Below are 18,126 nucleotides of genomic sequence, written 5' to 3'. Positions count from 1 at the left end.
GAAAATGATTCGTGTTCAAGGATTAGGAAAGAACTATGGAGATTTAGAAGTGCTGAAGCAGATAGATTTAGAGGTATCACAAGGAGAAGTTGTAGCTATAATAGGTCCTTCAGGCTCAGGTAAGTCTACCTTTTTAAGATGTCTTAATTATTTGGAGATACCCACAAAGGGAAAGATTACAATGGATGATATTACAGTAGATGTAACAAAATATTCAAATGAAGACATTAAAAAATTAAGATCAAAATCAGCTATGGTTTTTCAAAACTTTAATCTTTTTAATAATAAAACAGTGCTAGAAAACATTATGGAAGGACTGACGATAGTTAAAAAAATCGATAAAGTCAAGAGCAAGTCTATTGCAGAAGAAATACTTACAAAAGTAAATATGCATCAAAAGCAAGATGTCTATCCTAAAAACTTATCTGGAGGGCAAAAACAAAGGGTTTCTATAGCACGTGCTGTTGCTTTAAATCCACAAGTTATATTGTTTGATGAACCGACTTCAGCATTAGACCCAGAAATGGTAGGAGAAGTCCTAAGTGTCATTCAAGATTTAGCAAAAGAGCATATTACCATGCTCATTGTAACTCATGAACTATCTTTTGCACGAGATGTAGCAGATAGAGTTATTTTTATGGATCAAGGCATTATAGTAGAGCAAGGAAATCCACAAAAAGTACTTTTAAATCCACAAGAAGAAAGAACAAAAGCATTTTTAGCAAATGTGGCATGGCATTAGTAGTTACTTAAAAGTACCTAATTGTTTATAAATTAGTCAGGAGATACAATCTAGATAAGATAAAAAATAGACAGCGGAGGCAAGCAAAATGAATCAATACGATGCAGTTATTATTGGATTTGGTAAAGGCGGTAAAACATTAGCAGGTTTTATGGCAAAGCAAGGAAAAAAGGTAGCAGTTATTGAAAAGTCAGAGCAAATGTATGGTGGAACTTGTATTAATATCGGATGTATTCCTACTAAGAAATTAGTTCACAAAGCAAAAGTAGCCCTTTATAAGGGACTTAATAGTTTTGAGGAAAAGGCAGCAGAATATAGACAAGCGATAGAGGAAAAACATAGCTTAGTAGAAATGCTTAGAACTAAAAATTTCAATATGTTAAATGATAATCCTAATATAGAAATCTATAATGGAGCCGCTTCTTTTGTATCAGACTCAATCATTCAGGTCAAAACTAAAGAGGGTATGATAGAGTTAAAAGGTGAAAAGATATTTATTAATACAGGAGCTACAACGATAGTTCCTAATATCCCAGGTATTCATGAGAGTAATAAAATCTATACGAGTACAACGATTATGGAGCATACAGAATTACCTAAGCATTTAGTAATTGTTGGTGGTGGCTATATAGGCTTAGAGTTTGCATCTATTTATGCAACCTTTGGTTCAAAAGTAACAGTTATTGAATCTTCAGATCGCATTGCTATGAGAGAGGATGAAGATATTTCAGAAGTAGTGAAAGAGGTCTTAGAGAAGAAAGGTATTAAGTTTGTACTTAATTCAAAGGTAGATGCTTTTGAAAACAAAGAGGATGAGGTTGTTGTAAACTATACGAATAACGTATCTAATGAACAAATGCAACTTATAGGAGATGCTGTATTAATTGCTACAGGTAGAAAACCTAATACAGAAGAACTTAATCTTCAAGTAGCAGGCGTAGAGGTTAATGAAAGAGGTGCAGTTGTAGTGGATAGTAGACTACAAACAAGTGTACCGCATATATGGGCACTAGGAGATGTAAATGGAGGGCCACAATTTACTTATATTTCACTAGATGACTTTAGAATTGTTAAAGATAATTTATTTGGTGAAGGGAAACGTACAGTAGAGGATAGAAAGTTTACAGTTTACTCAGTGTTTATTGAACCAAACTTATCTAGAGTAGGATTAAGTGAAAGTGAAGCAAGAGCAAAAGGATATGATATCAAAGTTGCAAAGCTTCCTGTTGCAGCAGTGCCAAGAGCAAGAGTGATTAATGAAATAGAAGGTGTAATGAAAGCAATAGTTGATGCAAAAACAAACAAAATACTAGGATGTACATTACTTTGTGCAGAGTCAAGTGAGATGATAAATATTGTAAGTACAGCTATGGAATTAGATCAAGACTATACATTTTTAAGAGATCATATCTTTACACATCCAACGATGAGTGAAGCTTTAAATGAATTATTTGGATTAATCTAAGGAGCAAAGTTATGAAACCTATTAAAGAAGTAGATCTTATTATTGTAGGAGCAGGACCTGCAGGACTAACAGCTGCAATTTATGCAACAAGAGCAGGTCTTGAAACTTTAGTATTAGAAAATAATATTATAGGTGGTCAGGTTCGATTAAGTTATACTATAGAAAATTATCCAGGATTTGAAAGTATTAAAGGAAATGAACTTGCAGATAAAATAGAGCAGCAAGCAGTAGCTTTAGGGACTCAAATTGATGAATTTGATTTTATAGAGCGTGTATCATTAAAGGATGAAGAAAAGATTGTTGAAACAGGAGACTATATTTATAAACCTAAAGCAGTGATTATTGCAACAGGAGCCAATCCTAAAAAGTTACCTATTCCAAGTGAGTCAAAGTATTTAGGAAAAGGTATTCATTACTGTGGTGTATGTGATGGCGCAAGTTATAAAGATGAAGTAATTGCTGTTATTGGTGGAGGTAATGCTGCATTAGAAGAATCTATGTTTTTAGCAAAACTTGCATCTAAAGTTATTATAATTAGAAGATATGATTACTTTAAAGGCGAGGCAAAAGTATTAGAAGCAGTAGAGAAGACTCCTAATATTGAAATTATGTACAATTGGGATCTTGTAGATGTAACCGGCGAAACATTTGTAGATAAGGCGATTATAAAGAGTACAAAAACAGAAGAAACCAAAGAGATACCTCTTAAAGCAGTTTTTGGCTATATAGGAACAGAACCGAAAACTGAGCTATTTAAAGAAGATGTTCATCTAACATCTGCAGGGTATATTACAACCAATGAAAGTATGGAGACTAATATTAGAGGTGTCTATGCAGTGGGTGATATAAGAGAAAAAGAATTTAAGCAAATTACAACTGCTGTAGCAGATGGTACAATAGCTGCACTTAAAGCAGAACAATATATAACAACACAAAAGGAGAGATAATAATGATTAAAGTATATTCAGTAGAATGGTGTGGACCTTGTCAAAAAGTTAAAAAATATTTAGAAAGTAAAAATGTGCCTTATGAAGTAGTAACAGTAGCAGATGCAAAAGAAGATAGAAATATTGTTTTAGAAGTTTCAGGGCAAAGATCAGTACCCGTAACAACAATTAATGAACATATTATTATCGGTTTTGATAAAGCAGCAATCGATAAAGCTTTGACAGAAATTTAGAGTCTTACACACGCATAGCAATAAATATAAACAGATAAATAAAAATGCCATGTACATTTTAAAAAGTACATGGCATTTTTATATGATGAAGAGTTACCAATTATAAAGTATAAAGAAGAAGCATTACGCAGACAATAATTCTAATTAGAGAAATGTCAGAGGTGAACTATGAATAAATATAGAATTAAATACTATATGCATCTATTACTTATATGCTTATTAAGTGTAAGTTTTTGTATGAGTATACTAGGTAAGAGTGTAGAAGCGAAAGGTATCGAAAATGAGATAAAAGTATTCTATGATGAAGTGAGTAATTTACAAAAACAAATAGCCTCCACGGCAGAAAGTGGCTATATTAATTTTGTACATGGAAAAGATAATGTAAATAATCTTAAGGTATTAGCTTACTATGGTGAAGAGAGAAATAAGTTAGAAGATAAGCTAAGAAAGTACAAAGCAGAAACTGAACTTAATAAAGTACAATTGACTTCTATAGAAAGGCTTATTACAGCAACATCTTATCTAGATCTAATTATAACGAATTTAACAAGTTGCTTAAGTTCTAATGAGCCTCTTGTACAATATGAATTACTAGCAACAAATGCAGTCTCCAATTTCTTAGTGCTCCAATTATTAGATACTTTATAAGATGAGCGGTCACTTTAAAGTGCCTAATTGTTGAAAAGAAGAATAACAGATAGAATAAAGATAAGAAATGATTAGAAACATAGGAGGCACTGTTTATGATTAAACATATTAATAAAAATGAGTTTCAAATGGAAGTATTAGAGGCAGAAGGCGTTGTAGTAGTAGATTTCTACGCAGATTGGTGTGGACCATGTAAAATGTTAGCACCAATATTAGAAGAAGTGCAAGCTGAAGTAAACCATGCAAAAATAGTAAAAGTAAATGTAGATGAAAATACAGAATTAGCAGCAAAATATAGCGTTCAAAGTATACCTACTATTAAGATGTTTGTGAATGGAGAAGTCCGTCATACAAGTGTAGGTTTTCAACCTAAGACAGCTCTAATATCAATGATAGAACAAGCTAAATAAGTTGTTTAGCCTAGTTTAAACTAGTTCATATAGATAAAAAAGTAGAAGCTCTTTAATTTAAGCTTCTACTTTTTTTAGTTTAGATTGTAAACAAGTACTTAGTCTTTAATCTACATATTTATCTAAGAAGTTTGTAATAGTTGACCAGTAGAGTTCAGGATTTACATCTTTTGATTTTGCATGTCCGGCACCTTCTATGACTAACTTTTCTTTCTCAGCATTTGAAGCAGCATATAATTCATCTAGCATAAAGTATGGAACAAAATCATCAGCATTACCATGAATGAATAGTGTAGGTGTTATAGATTTTTTGACTTGCTCAATACTAGAGGCTTCTCCTATCCAATAACCAGCACGTAATTTACCAACTAAGCTTGCAGTGTGCATCATAGGGAAAGCTGGTAAGCCGAAGAGGTCATCTAGTTGGTAAGCAAATTGATCCCAAACAGAGGTATAGCCACAGTCTTCAATAACGGCCTTAACGTTACTTGGAAGTTCTTCACCTGAAACATTCATAACAGTTGCAGCGCCCATCGAAACACCAAATAGAGTGATCTGAGCATCGTGGTTATTTTCTACAATATAGCTAACTAAATCAATAATATCAAAGCGTTCATCCCATCCCATTCCGATATAGTCACCTTCACTTTGACCATGACTTCTAAGATCTGGAATGATTACATTGTAGCCCATATCATAAAATTTTCTAGCATAAGGAGCCATTAATACACCTTCAGAAGTATAGCCATGCACAGTAATCATCCATTTATTAGAGTTTGGCTGAGTAAGAACATAATTATGGAGTTTTAAACCATCTCTAGAGGTCATAAATAAGTCCTCATAGCCACTGTGTTCTAATAACCATGTTTGATCATCTATAGTACTCACACCACTTGTTTCATTTTGATTGACTGCATCATCAGAATCCTCGTCGTCAGAACCGAATATTAAGTCTTTTGATGTATAGGGGTTTAATGCTAAATCATATAAGTAGTTTGCGCCAAATCCTACGGCAATCGTCCCTATAAGTAGAATGAAGACAATAATACCAATTATAATTTTTTTGAATTTTTTCATTGTCACGCTCCTTGATGTCCTTTAGTGTTTCATATTATAGCATGAAAGTTTGATGAAGGAAATATTTGATTATCAAAATAAATAACAGGAAAGATCATTTATAAAAAAGATTATCCCCCATGCCCAGAAATATTTTTTAGGCATGGGGGATAATAAATTATTTTGTTGTAGTGACTTCTTCAGTTTCTACTAATAAGTAGTTATCGATATATGCTTTTGCAACTTGTAAAGTGAAAGCTTGAGAATCTTCACCTGTTGTACGGTCATAGGCTTCTTTATGTACTTCATTATTTGATAAGATACGAATACTTAAGAATGGAATATCATAAGTTGCTGCAATTTGAGCAGCAGCAGCAGTTTCCATTTCCTCTGCAGATGTACCAAGGGTTTCGTTAAGCCATAAAATACGATCAATTTCTTTATTCCATTCATCGGCAGAGCCTACAGTACCTTCAACAACTTTACCTTTTGTATGCGTATCCTTTACACTATTTGCTGCAGCAAGAAGTGCTTCATCAGCAGGGAAACTACCTACTTCAGTCCATTCACCAGTTTGGTTATCTACGATTTCAAGAGTCATAGGTTTCCATGTTGTTGGATGAATACCTTCACTTTTTTCTGTAAAGTCTGTTTTGAATGCACCCATGTTTACTACTTCTTTACCAAGTACAATATCATATTTGTGAAGTTCAGGATCATGTCCCCCTGCTGTACCTTGGTTAATAATTGCTACAGGATTGAAATGTTCAATAGCAAGTGTAGTAGAGGCTGCTGCATTGACCATACCAATACGTGTTCTAGAGATTACAACAGGATAACCATTTAATGTACCTGTTGTATATTTCCAAACACCTAAAGTAATATCTTCAGGATTTTCAAGTGCTGCCATCATAATTTCAGTTTCAACATCCATTGCACCTTGGATAAGAAGTGGTCTTTGAGTTGCCTCAACAAGCTTGATCGCTGGAATCATTTCGTTATTAACTGTATTTGCAGGTGCTGCACCCATCATTACAGCACCGATAGATGCTACTGCAAAAAGTGTAAGAGCTTTTTTAAAAAGTTTATTCATGTTAGTATCTCCTCAAGTTGAACGTTAGTCTATTTATGAACTCATTATATAAGGAAGAATATAAAGAGTCAACAATTGATTCGAACATTGTTTATAAAAATGATTAAAATGTTCGATGCTTAAAAGCGGTTTTATAAATATATTGTGAGATAGAAATCTATGGTTCATAAGATAAAGTAGATAAATTTAAGATATAGAATAAATTTACTTTGACAGCAACAGCATTATTGCATATAATGTTATCATCATAATAGTAAAGGAGACATGTTTGTGAGTGTGGAGGTATCTAAAATAGATTAATTAAATATGGTAAACAAAAGTTATTAAAACTAGGGGTAATTATACCCTTTGTTTGTGATACCTTTGTTTGCAAATCTATGAAGATACAAAACGCACAACTAAACATGTCTATTCGGTCAACATTATAGTTATGCCTACTTATTGAAGATGCTTTAAGCATGGTAGAATGAGGCTATTTATAATGTATAATAGAAATGGTATAAGTGAAGGCAGCGTATTTTTGTACGTTGCCTTTTTTATATTTTAGGAAAGATAAGATTTAATAGCATATTAAGAAATAAAAAGATGATAGTTCTAGATGTGGTAAAAGACATAATTTAGGATAGAGTTATACAAGATGAGAATATTAAAATCTAATTTTAAAATAGCATGTGTGCTATCTTGTATTTATTTGTAGATGTGTAAGCAAAGGTCCAAGTAGTGATTGAAATTAAAGGAGACCTATAAATAATGAATAATGAAGTATTTGAAAAATTACAATATAACGAGATGAAAGAAATCGTAGAATCTTACTGTGTAAGTAGTTTAGGGAAAAAGCTTATAAGAGATTTAATGCCAAGTGGCAATAAAAAGGTGGTATTAAATAGATTAGAAGAGACAACTGAGGCAAGGCGCCTACTTGATTGTACAGGGAGTGTACCATTACAAGGGATTTCAAATATTGCTGAGCTTATAGAGAAGGTAGAAAAGGATATCATCCTAAACGAGGAACAAATTACGCAAATTGCAGCCTTCTTAAGAGGATGTCAGAAGATCCAAACTTATATGAAGGATAGGAGCATCGAAGTACCCATGCTACAAGGCTATAGCCTATGTATTCAACCTTTTCCGACTATTGAAGAAGAAATAGAATATGCAGTACGTAACAATAAAGTTTGCGATGAAGCCAGTAATACGTTAAAGAAGATTCGAAGACATATGGCAATAGCAGAAGATAAAATAGAAGAAAGATTGAACCAGTTCTTAAAAAATCCTCATAATAAATCTTATATTCAAGAGTTCTTTATTAGTAAAAGGCAAGAAAAGTTAACTGTACCTATTAAACTTGCTTATAAGAATAAAGTTGAAGGAACTGTGGTTGAAAGTACAGATAAAACAGCATTCATGGAAATTAATAGTGTAAATAAATATACAGCTGAGTTACTGAATCTACAAGTAGAAGAATCTATGGAAGAGTATAAAGTATTATCTTACCTAACAGGTCTTGTATATGAAAAGTGTGACAGTATCAAACGTAATATGGAAGTTATGGGACAATATGATATGATTTTTGCTAAAGCAAAATATAGCAAAAGTTTAGATGGAAGAAGCCCACAAATTAATGATTATGGCATGGTTGAGATTAAGCAAGGCCGCCACCCTCTTCTAAAAGGTAAAGTGGTACCACTAGACTTTAAGATAGGGACAGATTATCGTAGCTTAATCATAACAGGTCCAAATGCAGGTGGGAAAACAATTGTTTTAAAGACAGTAGGCTTATTAACACTTGCTATGCAATCCGGTTTTCATATACCAGTAGGTGAAGGCACAAAGATGTCTGTGTTTGATAAAGTATATGTAGATATTGGTGATGGTCAAAGCCTTGAGAATGCTTTAAGTACTTTTTCATCTCATGTCAAAAACCTAGCCTCAATCGTAAATAACACAAATAAATCTACTCTACTTCTATTTGATGAAATAGGAAGTGGGACAGAGCCTGGGGAGGGTGCAGCGCTAGCTATTGCTATATTAGAAGCACTCTATCAAAAAGGTGCTATTACGGTTGCAACAACCCACTACAATGAAATCAAAGATTTCTCAGCAGGACATCCTGACTTTGAAAATGCAGCGATGCAATTTAATAGAGAAACTTTAGAACCCCTTTATAAACTTCTCATAGGTCAAGCAGGAGAAAGTAATGCATTATGGATCGCAAAGAAGATGGGCATTGGAGCAGATATTCTAAAGAATGCAGCACGTTATATGAAAGAAAAATGCTATAACTACGAGACAGTTGAGCCTAAGAGAAAAAGACTACACATAGAGAATACCAAAGAACAAGAAGTACAAAGAGAAATATTAGAAAAGGGCGATAAAGTTATATTGTTAGAGTATGGTGAAGAAGCAATCGTTTATAAGCCAAAGACTCAATTAGAATCTCTAATTGTATTTTATAAAGGTGAATTAGTAGAAGCAGATGAGAGAAGAGTGAAATTAAAACTCCGTGCAAGAGATTTATATCCTGCAGATTATGATCTAGACAGCCTTTTTACAAGTTTCAAAGAAAGAAAGCTAGAGCATGATATTGCAAGAGGTTCAAAAAAAGCGCTTAAGAAAATTCGCAAAGAAAGTAAAATAAGTAATTAGAAAGATTAATTTAAAAGGCTTTCAACATATAGTAAGTATGTTGAAGGCTTTTCTTTATAGAATAATTTTTTAAATTTAATAGATATAAAAGGCGAAAAAAGTAAAAAGATTATATTTTGAGGTATTATATAGTTTATAATAAATAAAAAGCAGATGACTAGTTGAGAATAGAAGGAGAACAAATAATGTTTGGTAGAGAAGACAATACGTATAATGAAATGATAAAAAATTCAACCTTACACTGGCTTAATGAAGTATTAGAAAGTGATGATGTAGTTAATAAAAATGGAGCTAAAGTGACCATAGAGCATATAAAATATTTAAATAAGAAAATAAAAGAATTAGAAGATAAAAATGCACTTAAAGATCAATTCCTAAAAAAAATAAAGGGTAAAATAAATAATATATAGGAGGGATCATATGAAAAAATTAAGTCTTGGATGTACACTAGATTGTTTTGATTGTTGTAAATTTAATGTTTATGTAGATGAAAATCAAGTTATAAAAATTGAAGGAGATAAGGAACATCCTTATACCAAAGGTTTTATTTGTAAAAAGGGATTAATGCATTTAGACCGTACCAATCATCCAGAGAGACAATATAGTCCATTACTTAAAGTAGATGGAAAATGGCAAGAGATTTCTTTTAACCAGGCTATAGAACTTATGGCTCAAAAATTAGGAATGTATAAAGAAGCGTATGGTTCAAAGTCTATTTTGTATTATGAACAGTATGGAAGTGGAAGTGTACTTAAAAGTATAGGTGATGTATTTTTTAACTTTTTTGGTGGTGTTTCTAAGCAAAAAGGCGGGCCTTGCTGGAGTGCAGGTATTGCAGCACAGAACCAGAACTTTGGGGATGTACGAAGTCATGCATTAGAAGATATGTTAAATAGTAAGACGATTATAGTATGGGGCAAAAATCCTGCATATACAACAATTCATACAATGCAAATGATTAAGAAAGCTAAGCAACAAGGAAGTTATGTTATTGTAATTGATCCTATATGTACTGCAACAGCTACGCAAGCAGACAAATATGTTAGGATTAAAGCTGGTGGTGATGGTGCATTAGCTTTAGCAATGGCTAAAAAAATTATTGAAAAGAACCTATATAACAAAGAATATATATCAAAATATGTCAATGGATTTGAGGCATATAGGGATTATGTGGAAACATTTAATATGGAAAAACTATGTGAAAAAGCAGGTGTGACAGAAGCTGAAGTAGACTTCTTAGTAGAAAAGTATACAGATTTCTATGCAACTATTCTTTTAGGATATGGCTTACAAAAGTATGCTTACGGAGGTAATACAATTTGGCTGATAGATGCATTAGCAGCATTAACAGGTCAAATAGGCGTAAGCGGTGGTGGTGTTAACTACGCAAATAAAGTTTACCCAAATGTTTTAAATTTAGATCCATATAATAGTGAGGGTTATGCTAATAATCAAGCGTTTTATGTAAGTCATATAAGTGACTTTATCCAAGAAAATGATATCAAAATAGCTATTATAACAAAAAGTAATTTACTTAACCAGCTACCAGATCTTAGAAGCTTAGAAGAAGCCTTACAAAAGATTGAGTTTAAAGTATGCTTTGATTTGTTTTTAACTGATACAGCACAGGTATGTGATTTATTCATTCCAACAACAACAGTTTTGGAAAGTGAAGATTTACTTTTTAGTTCAATGACAAATCCTTATATAACTTATAATGAGAAAGCGTTAGAACCTAAAGAGGCATTAATGGATGAGTATGCTTTTTATAGAGCCTTAGCTATGAAGCTAGAGTTAAAAGATTATCCTCAAGTAAGCAAGAGAGAATATTTAGATAAAGTAATAGAACCACTCAAAGAAAAGCACGAAGAAATGAGCTTAGAGTATTTAATCAATCATTATTTCACTTTACATGAAAGCATTGCTTGGAAGGATAAGGTATTTCTTACCCCATCAGGAAAATTTGAAATTCTTTTTAATAAAGATGCATTTACTGAAGAGGATAAACAAAATCATAGGCAAAGAGATAATCAATTTAGATTGCTAACCAATCATAGTAGAGACTCTTTATTTAGTCAACATTTTATGGATAAGGATGGGATAGCAAAGGCCTATATTAATTCTAAAATGGCAAAAAGGCATGAGTTTGAAGATGGGGAAATCATTTATTTAGAATCTGAAAAAGGTGCAATACAAGTAAAATTAGAGATAGATGATCATATTGGTGACCATGTTGTTATGATGTATGTAGGTTGGTGGAAAAAACATGGGAATCCTAATTGGATAACTGAATCAGGAATATCAGATATAGGTGGACAAGTAACATACAATGAAACATTTGTAAGGCTGAAGGGAAGAGATAAATGAATATTAAAGATATTGCAAGGTTGTCGGGTGTAGGGGTAAGTACAGTGTCGCGAGTGGTGAACAATCACCCAGATGTAAAAAAAGAAACAAGAGAACATGTTTTAAACATTATAAAAGAATATAACTATATCCCCAATAGTAGTGCTAGGGTACTTAAACAAATCAGTACAAAAAATATTGGTATACTGATTAAAGGGATTTTCAACCCTTTTTTATCTGAGATGGTTAGTATAATCAGTAAAAAAATTCAATTTGAAGGTTATACAATGCTCTTACAACATACAGAAGTTGAAGAGGATGATATTGAGAGTACGTTAAGATTTATAAAAGAAAGAAAATTACAAGGTGTTATATGCCTTGGTGGAAAATTTAATGATATACAGGAAGATACCTTTAAACATATCGATGTACCTATCATCTTAACTTCTATTAACCTACCTGTTGCTATGAATAATAAGCAGCATGTATCTATTATTGATATTAACAATGAAGAGGCTGCTTATAAAGCGGTTAACTATTTGATTGAAAAAGGCCATAAAGATATTAGTATTATGATCTGTGATGAAAAAGAAGCAGCCAGCTTAGAAAGATACAAGGGATATTGTAGAGCACTTGAAGAGAGTAATATACCATTTGATAAAGAAAATGTACTTAAGGGGCACTATCTTATGGAGAAAGCTTATGAAGAAACAATAAAGCTTTTACAGAATAAGAAACCTACGGCTATTTTTGCTGTATCAGATAGTATGGCTATAGGTGTGGCTAAAGCTATAACAGATAGTGGGCTACAAATAGGACAGGATATCTCAATTGTAGGATTTGATGGAATGGATATTGCACAATATTACACACCAACTATTACAACAGTTAAGCAACCTAGGGAAGAAATGGCCAAATTGAGCGCTGATTTACTTTTTGAACAATTGAATGGCAATAAGCAGTCCATATCTATCTTATTAGATGCAGATCTTATAGAAGGAAATTCTTGTATAGAAATATAGTAAAAATTCACAAAAATGAATAGCAATAATGCAAATTTTACACAAAATTAAAGAAAAAGTTGTAAAAATATTGTATTGTTGCTATTTTTTTTGTAATATCTTATTAGAAACGTTTCCGGTAACGATACCAAAAGGGGTGGACAGCATGAAAAGAAGTAGTGGTATTATTATGCATATTTCATCATTACCTGAAAAACATGGGATAGGAACTTTTGGAGCAAGTGCTTATAAATTTGCAGATTTCTTAAAGGAATCAGGGCAAAGCTATTGGCAAATACTACCATTAGGACATACGGGGTATGGTGATTCGCCATATCAATCCTTCTCAGCGTTTGCAGGCAATCCGTACTTTATTGACTTAGATATTTTGGCTAAAGAAGGGCTTCTAGAGAAAAAAGATTTGCAAAAAGTAATTTACAAAGGCAAAAACGATCAAGTTGATTATAAGTGGCTGTTTGATACAAGATATAAGGTATTAAAAAAGGCTTATTTAAAAGCTAAAAAGGTTTTAAATAATGAAATAAAAGAGTTTGTAGTAGAGAATAAGAGTTGGCTTAATGATTATGCCATGTATATGGCAATCAAAGAAAAAATGAATTTTGTAAGTTGGCAAGAATGGGATTTAGATATTAAGTTACGCAAAGAAGAAAGTATGAAACATTATAGGATGAGTTTAGCTGATGAAATTGGATTTTGGGAATTCATTCAGTATGAGTTTTATAAACAATGGAATGAATTGAAGGCTTATGTGAATGAACTAGGTATTCAAATCATAGGAGACATTCCTATTTATGTAGCAAGTGATAGTAGTGATACATGGGCACATCCAGAGTTATTCAAATTAGATGAAGACAAAAATCCAATAACGGTTGCAGGATGTCCACCAGATGCATTTTCTGAGACAGGACAATTATGGGGTAATCCTATATATGATTGGGAGTACTTAGAAAAGACAGAATATGCTTGGTGGGTAATGCGCATTAAAGAAAGCTTGAAGTTATTTGATGTGATACGTATTGATCATTTTAGAGGATTTGAATCTTATTGGGAAGTACCATATGGAGAAACGACAGCAGTAAATGGAAAATGGGTTAAAGGTCCAGGATTAAAACTTTTCAAACAGATTAGAGAAGATTTAGGTGAAGTTAATATTATTGCAGAAGACTTAGGATTTTTAACAGATGAAGTTCTAGAATTTAGAGATGCTACCGGTTATCCAGGCATGAAAGTATTACAATTTGCTTTTGACACAAGGGAGCAAAGTGACTACATACCACATACATATTATAAACATTGTATTGTTTATACAGGTACCCATGACAATGATACCATAAAGGGTTGGATGGAAACGACGGGAATGAAAGAAGATGTAGCATATGCAAAGACATATTTACATCTTAATGATGAAGAAGGACAAAACTGGGGATTTATAAGAGGGGCATGGAGTAGTGTAGGGGATGTAGCAATTACACTGATGCAAGACTTATTAGACCTTGGAAATGAGGCTAGAATGAATTTACCTTCAACTTTAGGTGGGAATTGGATATGGCGTATGCCAGAAGCAAGTTTAACAGGTGCGTTGGCAGAGAAACTTTACAATTTAACAAAACTCTATGGAAGGTGTAAATGACCTATGAATAAGCAAAAATTAAAAGAGAGCATGCAAAGAAATTGCCAAGTAAAGTATGGAAAGTCTATTGAAAAAGCAGTATCTTATCAAATATGGAATAGCTTATCACTAGCACTTTTAGAAGAGATCGTAGAAAACTGGAATCAAACTCAAGAAATATATAAGAAGCAAAAAAGAGCTTATTACTTCTCATCAGAGTATTTAATGGGAAGAGCACTTGGCAATAACCTTATGAGTATGCAAGTTTATGATGAAGTAAAAGAACTTTTGGAAGAAATGCATATTAATCTTAATGAAATTGAAGAAATAGAAGAAGATGCAGGACTTGGAAATGGCGGATTAGGTAGATTAGCAGCTTGCTTTATGGATTCAGGAGCAGTAATGAATATACCACTTTCAGGATACGGAATTCGTTACAGCAATGGATTATTTAGCCAAAAAATCGTAGATGGAAGTCAAGTTGAATGTGTTGATGAATGGCTAAAATATGGAGACCCTTGGAGTATTCGTAAAGATGATTTAGCTGTTGAAGTTACATTTGATGATTTTACAGTACGTGCAATTCCTTATGATACACCTATCATTGCATACGGTTCTAAAAATGTGAATACATTAAGACTTTGGAAAGCAGAATTTTTAGAGTCTTTTGATTTTGAATTATTTAACAATCAAGAGTATGATGAAGCCGTTCAAGCGAAAAATAGAGCAGAAGATATATCTCGCGTACTTTATCCAAATGATTCAAAAGAAGAAGGAAAGCTCTTACGTCTTAGACAACAATACTTCATGGTAAGTGCTTCATTACAAGATATTATAAGAAGCCATAAAGAAGAGCATGGATTAGACTTTACAACTTTTGATAAATGGCATGTGATCCAGTTAAATGATACACATCCAGTGCTTGCAATCCCAGAATTTATAAGACTTCTAGTAGATGAAGAGGGCATAAAATTTGAGGAAGCATTAGCAATTAGCCAAAGAATTTTTGCTTATACAAATCATACTATTTTACAAGAAGCTCTTGAAAAATGGGAAATGGATTTAATAGAGCAATTATTTAGTAGAATAAGTGAGATTATCATTAAATTAGATGAACACTTTGAAGCTACTTTAGCAGACAAAGATTATGAAGAAGAAGTATTAGAACAATTCCACATTATACAAGATGAAAAAGTACATATGGCTAATTTAGCTATTCATGTAGGGTTTGGAGTTAACGGTGTAGCACAACTTCATACAGATATTTTAAAGGAAAGAGAACTTCATCAGTGGTATGAACTCTATCCTGAAAAGTTCCAAAATAAGACGAATGGAATTACACCAAGAAGATGGTTGCGTCTTTGTAATCCAGAGTTATCAGCACTTATTACAGAACTTCTTGGAAATGAAGACTGGGTTATGGATCTTAGTAAATTAGATGAACTTGAAAAGTATGTAAATGATGAAAGTGTTTTAAAAAGGCTTATGGCTATTAAACATACCAAGAAGGTTCAACTTGCAGAGTATATTAAAGAGACACAAGGGATTGAAATAGATCCAAATTCACTATTTGATATTCAGATTAAACGTCTTCATGAGTACAAACGCCAATTATTAAATGCTTTTTATATATTGGATTTATATTATGAATTAAAAGAAAATCCTACTAAAGAAATGCCATCAGTAACCTTTATCTTTGGTGCAAAAGCATTCCCAGGATATGAACGTGCTAAAGCTATCATTAAGTTTATAGGACAAATCCAACAACTAGTAAATGAAGATGAAGAAGTAAATCAAAAGATGAGAGTAGTGTTTGTAGAAAACTATCGTGTATCTTTAGCAGAAAAGCTATTCCCAGCTGCAGATGTTTCAAAACAAATTTCTATGGCAGGAAAAGAAGCTTCAGGAACAGGCAATATGAAGTTTATGCTAAATGGGGCTCCTACTTTTGGAACTTATGATGGTGCCAATGTAGAAATTGTAGAAGCAAGCAAAGAGGAGAATAACTTTATCTTTGGTTTAAGAGTAGAAGATATAGCTCAAATAGAAGATGAGTATGATCCACAAGCATTTTATGAAAATGACAAAAATCTTATGAGAGTTATAGATAGTTTAATAGATGGAACTTTTTCTGATGGAGGCACAGAAGAATTTGAAGAATTACATGATTCTTTACTTGAAGGAACAAGTTGGCATGAACCAGATCAATACTATCTATTAGCAGATTTTAAAGCATTTAAAGAAGCCCAAGAAGCAGTTTTAACAGCTTATCAAGATGAAATGAGTTGGGCTAAAATGTGCTTAATGAATATTGCACATGCAGGCGTATTTTCAAGTGATAGAACGATTATGGAATATGCTAAAGATTTATGGGACATTAAACCTATTAGAATATAGGGGAAAATACAACAAAATGAAAACGTTACCGAAACGAAAATAAGAAGGTTATAAAAATTTATAATAAATGTAAAGAGGGGTACGCATATGAAAATGAGAAAAATGGCAAGTATACTTTTAAGTAGTGCAATGGTTTTTTCTATGATTGGATGTAGCCAAAAAGAGCAAGCTAAAGAAATTTACTTTTTAAATTTTAAACCTGAAATAGCAGAGATTTATGACAAAATAGCAGAAGATTATTTTAAAGAAACAGGGGTAAAGGTTAAAGTTGTAACAGCAGCTAGTGGAACTTATGAAACAACACTTAAATCAGAAATGTCAAAATCACAAGCTCCAAGTATTTTCCAAATTAATGGACCTGTAGGGTATGAAGCATGGGCAAGCTACTGCCTTGATCTTAAAGATACTAAACTTTATAGCTACTTATCTGACTCAAGCTTAGCAGTAACAAAAGATGATGGTGTATATGGTATTCCTTACGTAGTTGAAGGATATGGTATTATCTACAACAACGCGATTATGGAACAATACTTTGCGTTACCAGATAAAGCAGTATCAATCAGCTCAGCAGATGAGATTACTAATTTTGATATGTTATCAGATGTTGTAAAAGATATGACTAAACACAAAGATGCCTTAGGTATTAAAGGCGTATTTGCATCAACTTCATTAGGTAGCGGAGAACAATGGAGATGGCAAACTCACTTAGCAAATGTACCTTTCTATTATGAATTCTTAAATAACAAAGAGTTTGATAATACTATCTTAGCAAGTTTAAATAGCCCAGAAATTGATTTTACATATTCAGATAATTATAAGAACATCTTTGATTTATACATTAATAATTCAGCAACAGAACCAGGGCTTCTTGGTAGTAAATCAGTAGATGATTCTATGGCAGAGTTCGCTCTTGGTCAAGTAGCTATGGTACAAAATGGTAACTGGGCATGGGGACAAATTAGTGGTGTAGATGGTAACGTAGTAAATGCAGATGATATTAAATACTTACCAATTTATACAGGTATGCCAGGTGAAGAAAAACAAGGTTTATGTATTGGTACAGAAAACTACTTTGCAATTAATAGCAAAGTATCAAAAGAAGTACAAGATATGTCAGTAGCATTCTTAGAATGGTTATTCCAAAGTCAAACAGGTAAATCTTATGTAACAAATGACTTAGGTTTCATTTCTCCATTTAGTACTTTTGAAGATAATGAAAAACCAGCTGATCCATTAGCAAGAGAAGTACTTAGATGGATGGAAAAAGATGTAACATCTGTACCATGGACATTCGCAGGATTCCCAAGTGAACAATTTAAAAATGACTTTGGCGATGCATTATTAGAATATGCACAAGGCCAAAAGAATTGGGAAGAAGTACGTCAAGTTGTAACAGAATCTTGGGCACGTGAAAGTGCAGCAAAAGCAAAATAATACCCAAAAAAAAGAGTGAGTGTAAGTTGATCTGACTCACTCTTTTATCAATCTTATGAAGGACTTAAGGGGGGCGTT

15 protein-coding genes are annotated in these 18,126 nt (G+C 32.6%); 13 read left to right on the top strand and 2 right to left on the bottom strand.

Translation table 11 applies throughout. The features are described from left to right. Nucleotides 1-4 precede the first annotated feature (4 nt). The 6 genes from PBV87_RS01360 to trxA all read left to right on the top strand — a co-directional run bounded on the left by PBV87_RS01360 (nt 5) and on the right by trxA (nt 4,445). Nucleotides 5-742 (top strand): amino acid ABC transporter ATP-binding protein, encoded by a 738-nt coding sequence (locus PBV87_RS01360; RefSeq protein ID WP_271010885.1) that lies wholly within the window; start codon nt 5-7, stop codon nt 740-742. Nucleotides 743-830: 88 nt separating this feature from the next. After that, the gene (locus PBV87_RS01355; protein WP_271010884.1) at nt 831-2,207 is read left to right on the top strand and encodes an FAD-dependent oxidoreductase; all 1,377 of its coding nucleotides are present in this window, start codon (nt 831-833) and stop codon (nt 2,205-2,207) included. An 11-nt stretch (nt 2,208-2,218) separates the two neighbouring features. Then, nucleotides 2,219-3,154 (top strand): NAD(P)/FAD-dependent oxidoreductase, encoded by a 936-nt coding sequence (locus PBV87_RS01350; protein ID WP_271010883.1) that lies wholly within the window; start codon nt 2,219-2,221, stop codon nt 3,152-3,154. Nucleotides 3,155-3,156: 2 nt separating this feature from the next. After that, nucleotides 3,157-3,387 carry a glutaredoxin domain-containing protein gene (locus PBV87_RS01345; RefSeq protein WP_271010882.1) on the top strand — a complete coding sequence of 77 codons (231 nt, stop codon included), beginning with the start codon at nt 3,157-3,159 and terminating at the stop codon, nt 3,385-3,387. 168 nt (nt 3,388-3,555) lie between these two features. Then, nucleotides 3,556-4,035: a hypothetical protein gene (locus PBV87_RS01340; RefSeq protein ID WP_271010881.1), complete on the top strand. Its 480-nt coding sequence runs from the start codon at nt 3,556-3,558 to the stop codon at nt 4,033-4,035. Nucleotides 4,036-4,130: 95 nt separating this feature from the next. Further along, a complete protein-coding gene (trxA, locus tag PBV87_RS01335; RefSeq protein ID WP_271010880.1) occupies nt 4,131-4,445 on the top strand; it encodes a thioredoxin in 315 nt (104 codons plus the stop codon). Nucleotides 4,446-4,550: 105 nt separating this feature from the next. On the opposite strand, the gene PBV87_RS01330 is transcribed toward trxA, so the two are convergent. Continuing rightward, nucleotides 4,551-5,522 carry an alpha/beta hydrolase gene (locus PBV87_RS01330; protein ID WP_271010879.1) on the bottom strand — a complete coding sequence of 324 codons (972 nt, stop codon included), beginning with the start codon at nt 5,520-5,522 and terminating at the stop codon, nt 4,551-4,553. A 157-nt stretch (nt 5,523-5,679) separates the two neighbouring features. Beyond that, nucleotides 5,680-6,594 carry a 5'-methylthioadenosine/S-adenosylhomocysteine nucleosidase gene (locus tag PBV87_RS01325; protein WP_271010878.1) on the bottom strand — a complete coding sequence of 305 codons (915 nt, stop codon included), beginning with the start codon at nt 6,592-6,594 and terminating at the stop codon, nt 5,680-5,682. Nucleotides 6,595-7,344: 750 nt separating this feature from the next. Between PBV87_RS01325 and PBV87_RS01320 the strand changes: the two genes are divergently transcribed. From PBV87_RS01320 to PBV87_RS01290, 7 genes are all read left to right on the top strand, one after another. Then, a complete protein-coding gene (locus PBV87_RS01320; protein ID WP_271010877.1) occupies nt 7,345-9,240 on the top strand; it encodes an endonuclease MutS2 in 1,896 nt (631 codons plus the stop codon). A gap of 185 nt (nt 9,241-9,425) precedes the next feature. Continuing rightward, complete coding sequence (locus tag PBV87_RS01315; protein WP_271010876.1) at nt 9,426-9,650, top strand: hypothetical protein; 225 nt, start codon at nt 9,426-9,428, stop codon at nt 9,648-9,650. A 10-nt stretch (nt 9,651-9,660) separates the two neighbouring features. After that, nucleotides 9,661-11,607, top strand: a complete 1,947-nt coding sequence (locus tag PBV87_RS01310) for a molybdopterin-dependent oxidoreductase (protein ID WP_271010875.1) — start codon at nt 9,661-9,663, stop codon at nt 11,605-11,607. Beyond that, on the top strand, nt 11,604-12,608 hold the full coding sequence (locus PBV87_RS01305; RefSeq protein WP_271010874.1) for a LacI family DNA-binding transcriptional regulator: 1,005 nt from the start codon (nt 11,604-11,606) through the stop codon (nt 12,606-12,608). The genes PBV87_RS01310 and PBV87_RS01305 overlap by 4 nt, the downstream gene beginning before the upstream one ends. Before the next feature lie 145 nt (nt 12,609-12,753). Next, the gene (gene malQ / locus PBV87_RS01300; RefSeq protein WP_271010873.1) at nt 12,754-14,238 is read left to right on the top strand and encodes a 4-alpha-glucanotransferase; all 1,485 of its coding nucleotides are present in this window, start codon (nt 12,754-12,756) and stop codon (nt 14,236-14,238) included. Nucleotides 14,239-14,241: 3 nt separating this feature from the next. Further along, nucleotides 14,242-16,614, top strand: coding sequence for a glycogen/starch/alpha-glucan phosphorylase (locus PBV87_RS01295; protein WP_271010872.1), 2,373 nt, complete (start codon nt 14,242-14,244; stop codon nt 16,612-16,614). A gap of 87 nt (nt 16,615-16,701) precedes the next feature. Then, the gene (locus PBV87_RS01290) at nt 16,702-18,048 is read left to right on the top strand and encodes an ABC transporter substrate-binding protein (protein WP_271010871.1); all 1,347 of its coding nucleotides are present in this window, start codon (nt 16,702-16,704) and stop codon (nt 18,046-18,048) included. Nucleotides 18,049-18,126: the final 78 nt, after the last annotated feature.

This window comes from Holtiella tumoricola, assembly GCF_027857615.1.
GTDB classification, from domain to species: Bacteria; Bacillota; Clostridia; order Lachnospirales; family Cellulosilyticaceae; genus Holtiella; species Holtiella tumoricola.
This window is presented reverse-complemented; position numbering and strand designations above follow the sequence as displayed.

Bases quoted from the DNA above. Each gene is read 5' to 3' on its own strand.
- PBV87_RS01360 (WP_271010885.1), top strand. From the start codon at position 5: ATGATTCGTGTTCAAGGATTAGGAAAGAACTATGGAGATTTAGAAGTG.
- PBV87_RS01355 (WP_271010884.1), top strand. From the start codon at position 831: ATGAATCAATACGATGCAGTTATTATTGGATTTGGTAAAGGCGGTAAA.
- PBV87_RS01350 (WP_271010883.1), top strand. From the start codon at position 2,219: ATGAAACCTATTAAAGAAGTAGATCTTATTATTGTAGGAGCAGGACCT.
- PBV87_RS01345 (WP_271010882.1), top strand. From the start codon at position 3,157: ATGATTAAAGTATATTCAGTAGAATGGTGTGGACCTTGTCAAAAAGTT.
- PBV87_RS01340 (WP_271010881.1), top strand. From the start codon at position 3,556: ATGAATAAATATAGAATTAAATACTATATGCATCTATTACTTATATGC.
- trxA (WP_271010880.1), top strand. From the start codon at position 4,131: ATGATTAAACATATTAATAAAAATGAGTTTCAAATGGAAGTATTAGAG.
- PBV87_RS01330 (WP_271010879.1), bottom strand. From the start codon at position 5,522: ATGAAAAAATTCAAAAAAATTATAATTGGTATTATTGTCTTCATTCTA.
- PBV87_RS01325 (WP_271010878.1), bottom strand. From the start codon at position 6,594: ATGAATAAACTTTTTAAAAAAGCTCTTACACTTTTTGCAGTAGCATCT.
- PBV87_RS01320 (WP_271010877.1), top strand. From the start codon at position 7,345: ATGAATAATGAAGTATTTGAAAAATTACAATATAACGAGATGAAAGAA.
- PBV87_RS01315 (WP_271010876.1), top strand. From the start codon at position 9,426: ATGTTTGGTAGAGAAGACAATACGTATAATGAAATGATAAAAAATTCA.
- PBV87_RS01310 (WP_271010875.1), top strand. From the start codon at position 9,661: ATGAAAAAATTAAGTCTTGGATGTACACTAGATTGTTTTGATTGTTGT.
- PBV87_RS01305 (WP_271010874.1), top strand. From the start codon at position 11,604: ATGAATATTAAAGATATTGCAAGGTTGTCGGGTGTAGGGGTAAGTACA.
- malQ (WP_271010873.1), top strand. From the start codon at position 12,754: ATGAAAAGAAGTAGTGGTATTATTATGCATATTTCATCATTACCTGAA.
- PBV87_RS01295 (WP_271010872.1), top strand. From the start codon at position 14,242: ATGAATAAGCAAAAATTAAAAGAGAGCATGCAAAGAAATTGCCAAGTA.
- PBV87_RS01290 (WP_271010871.1), top strand. From the start codon at position 16,702: ATGAAAATGAGAAAAATGGCAAGTATACTTTTAAGTAGTGCAATGGTT.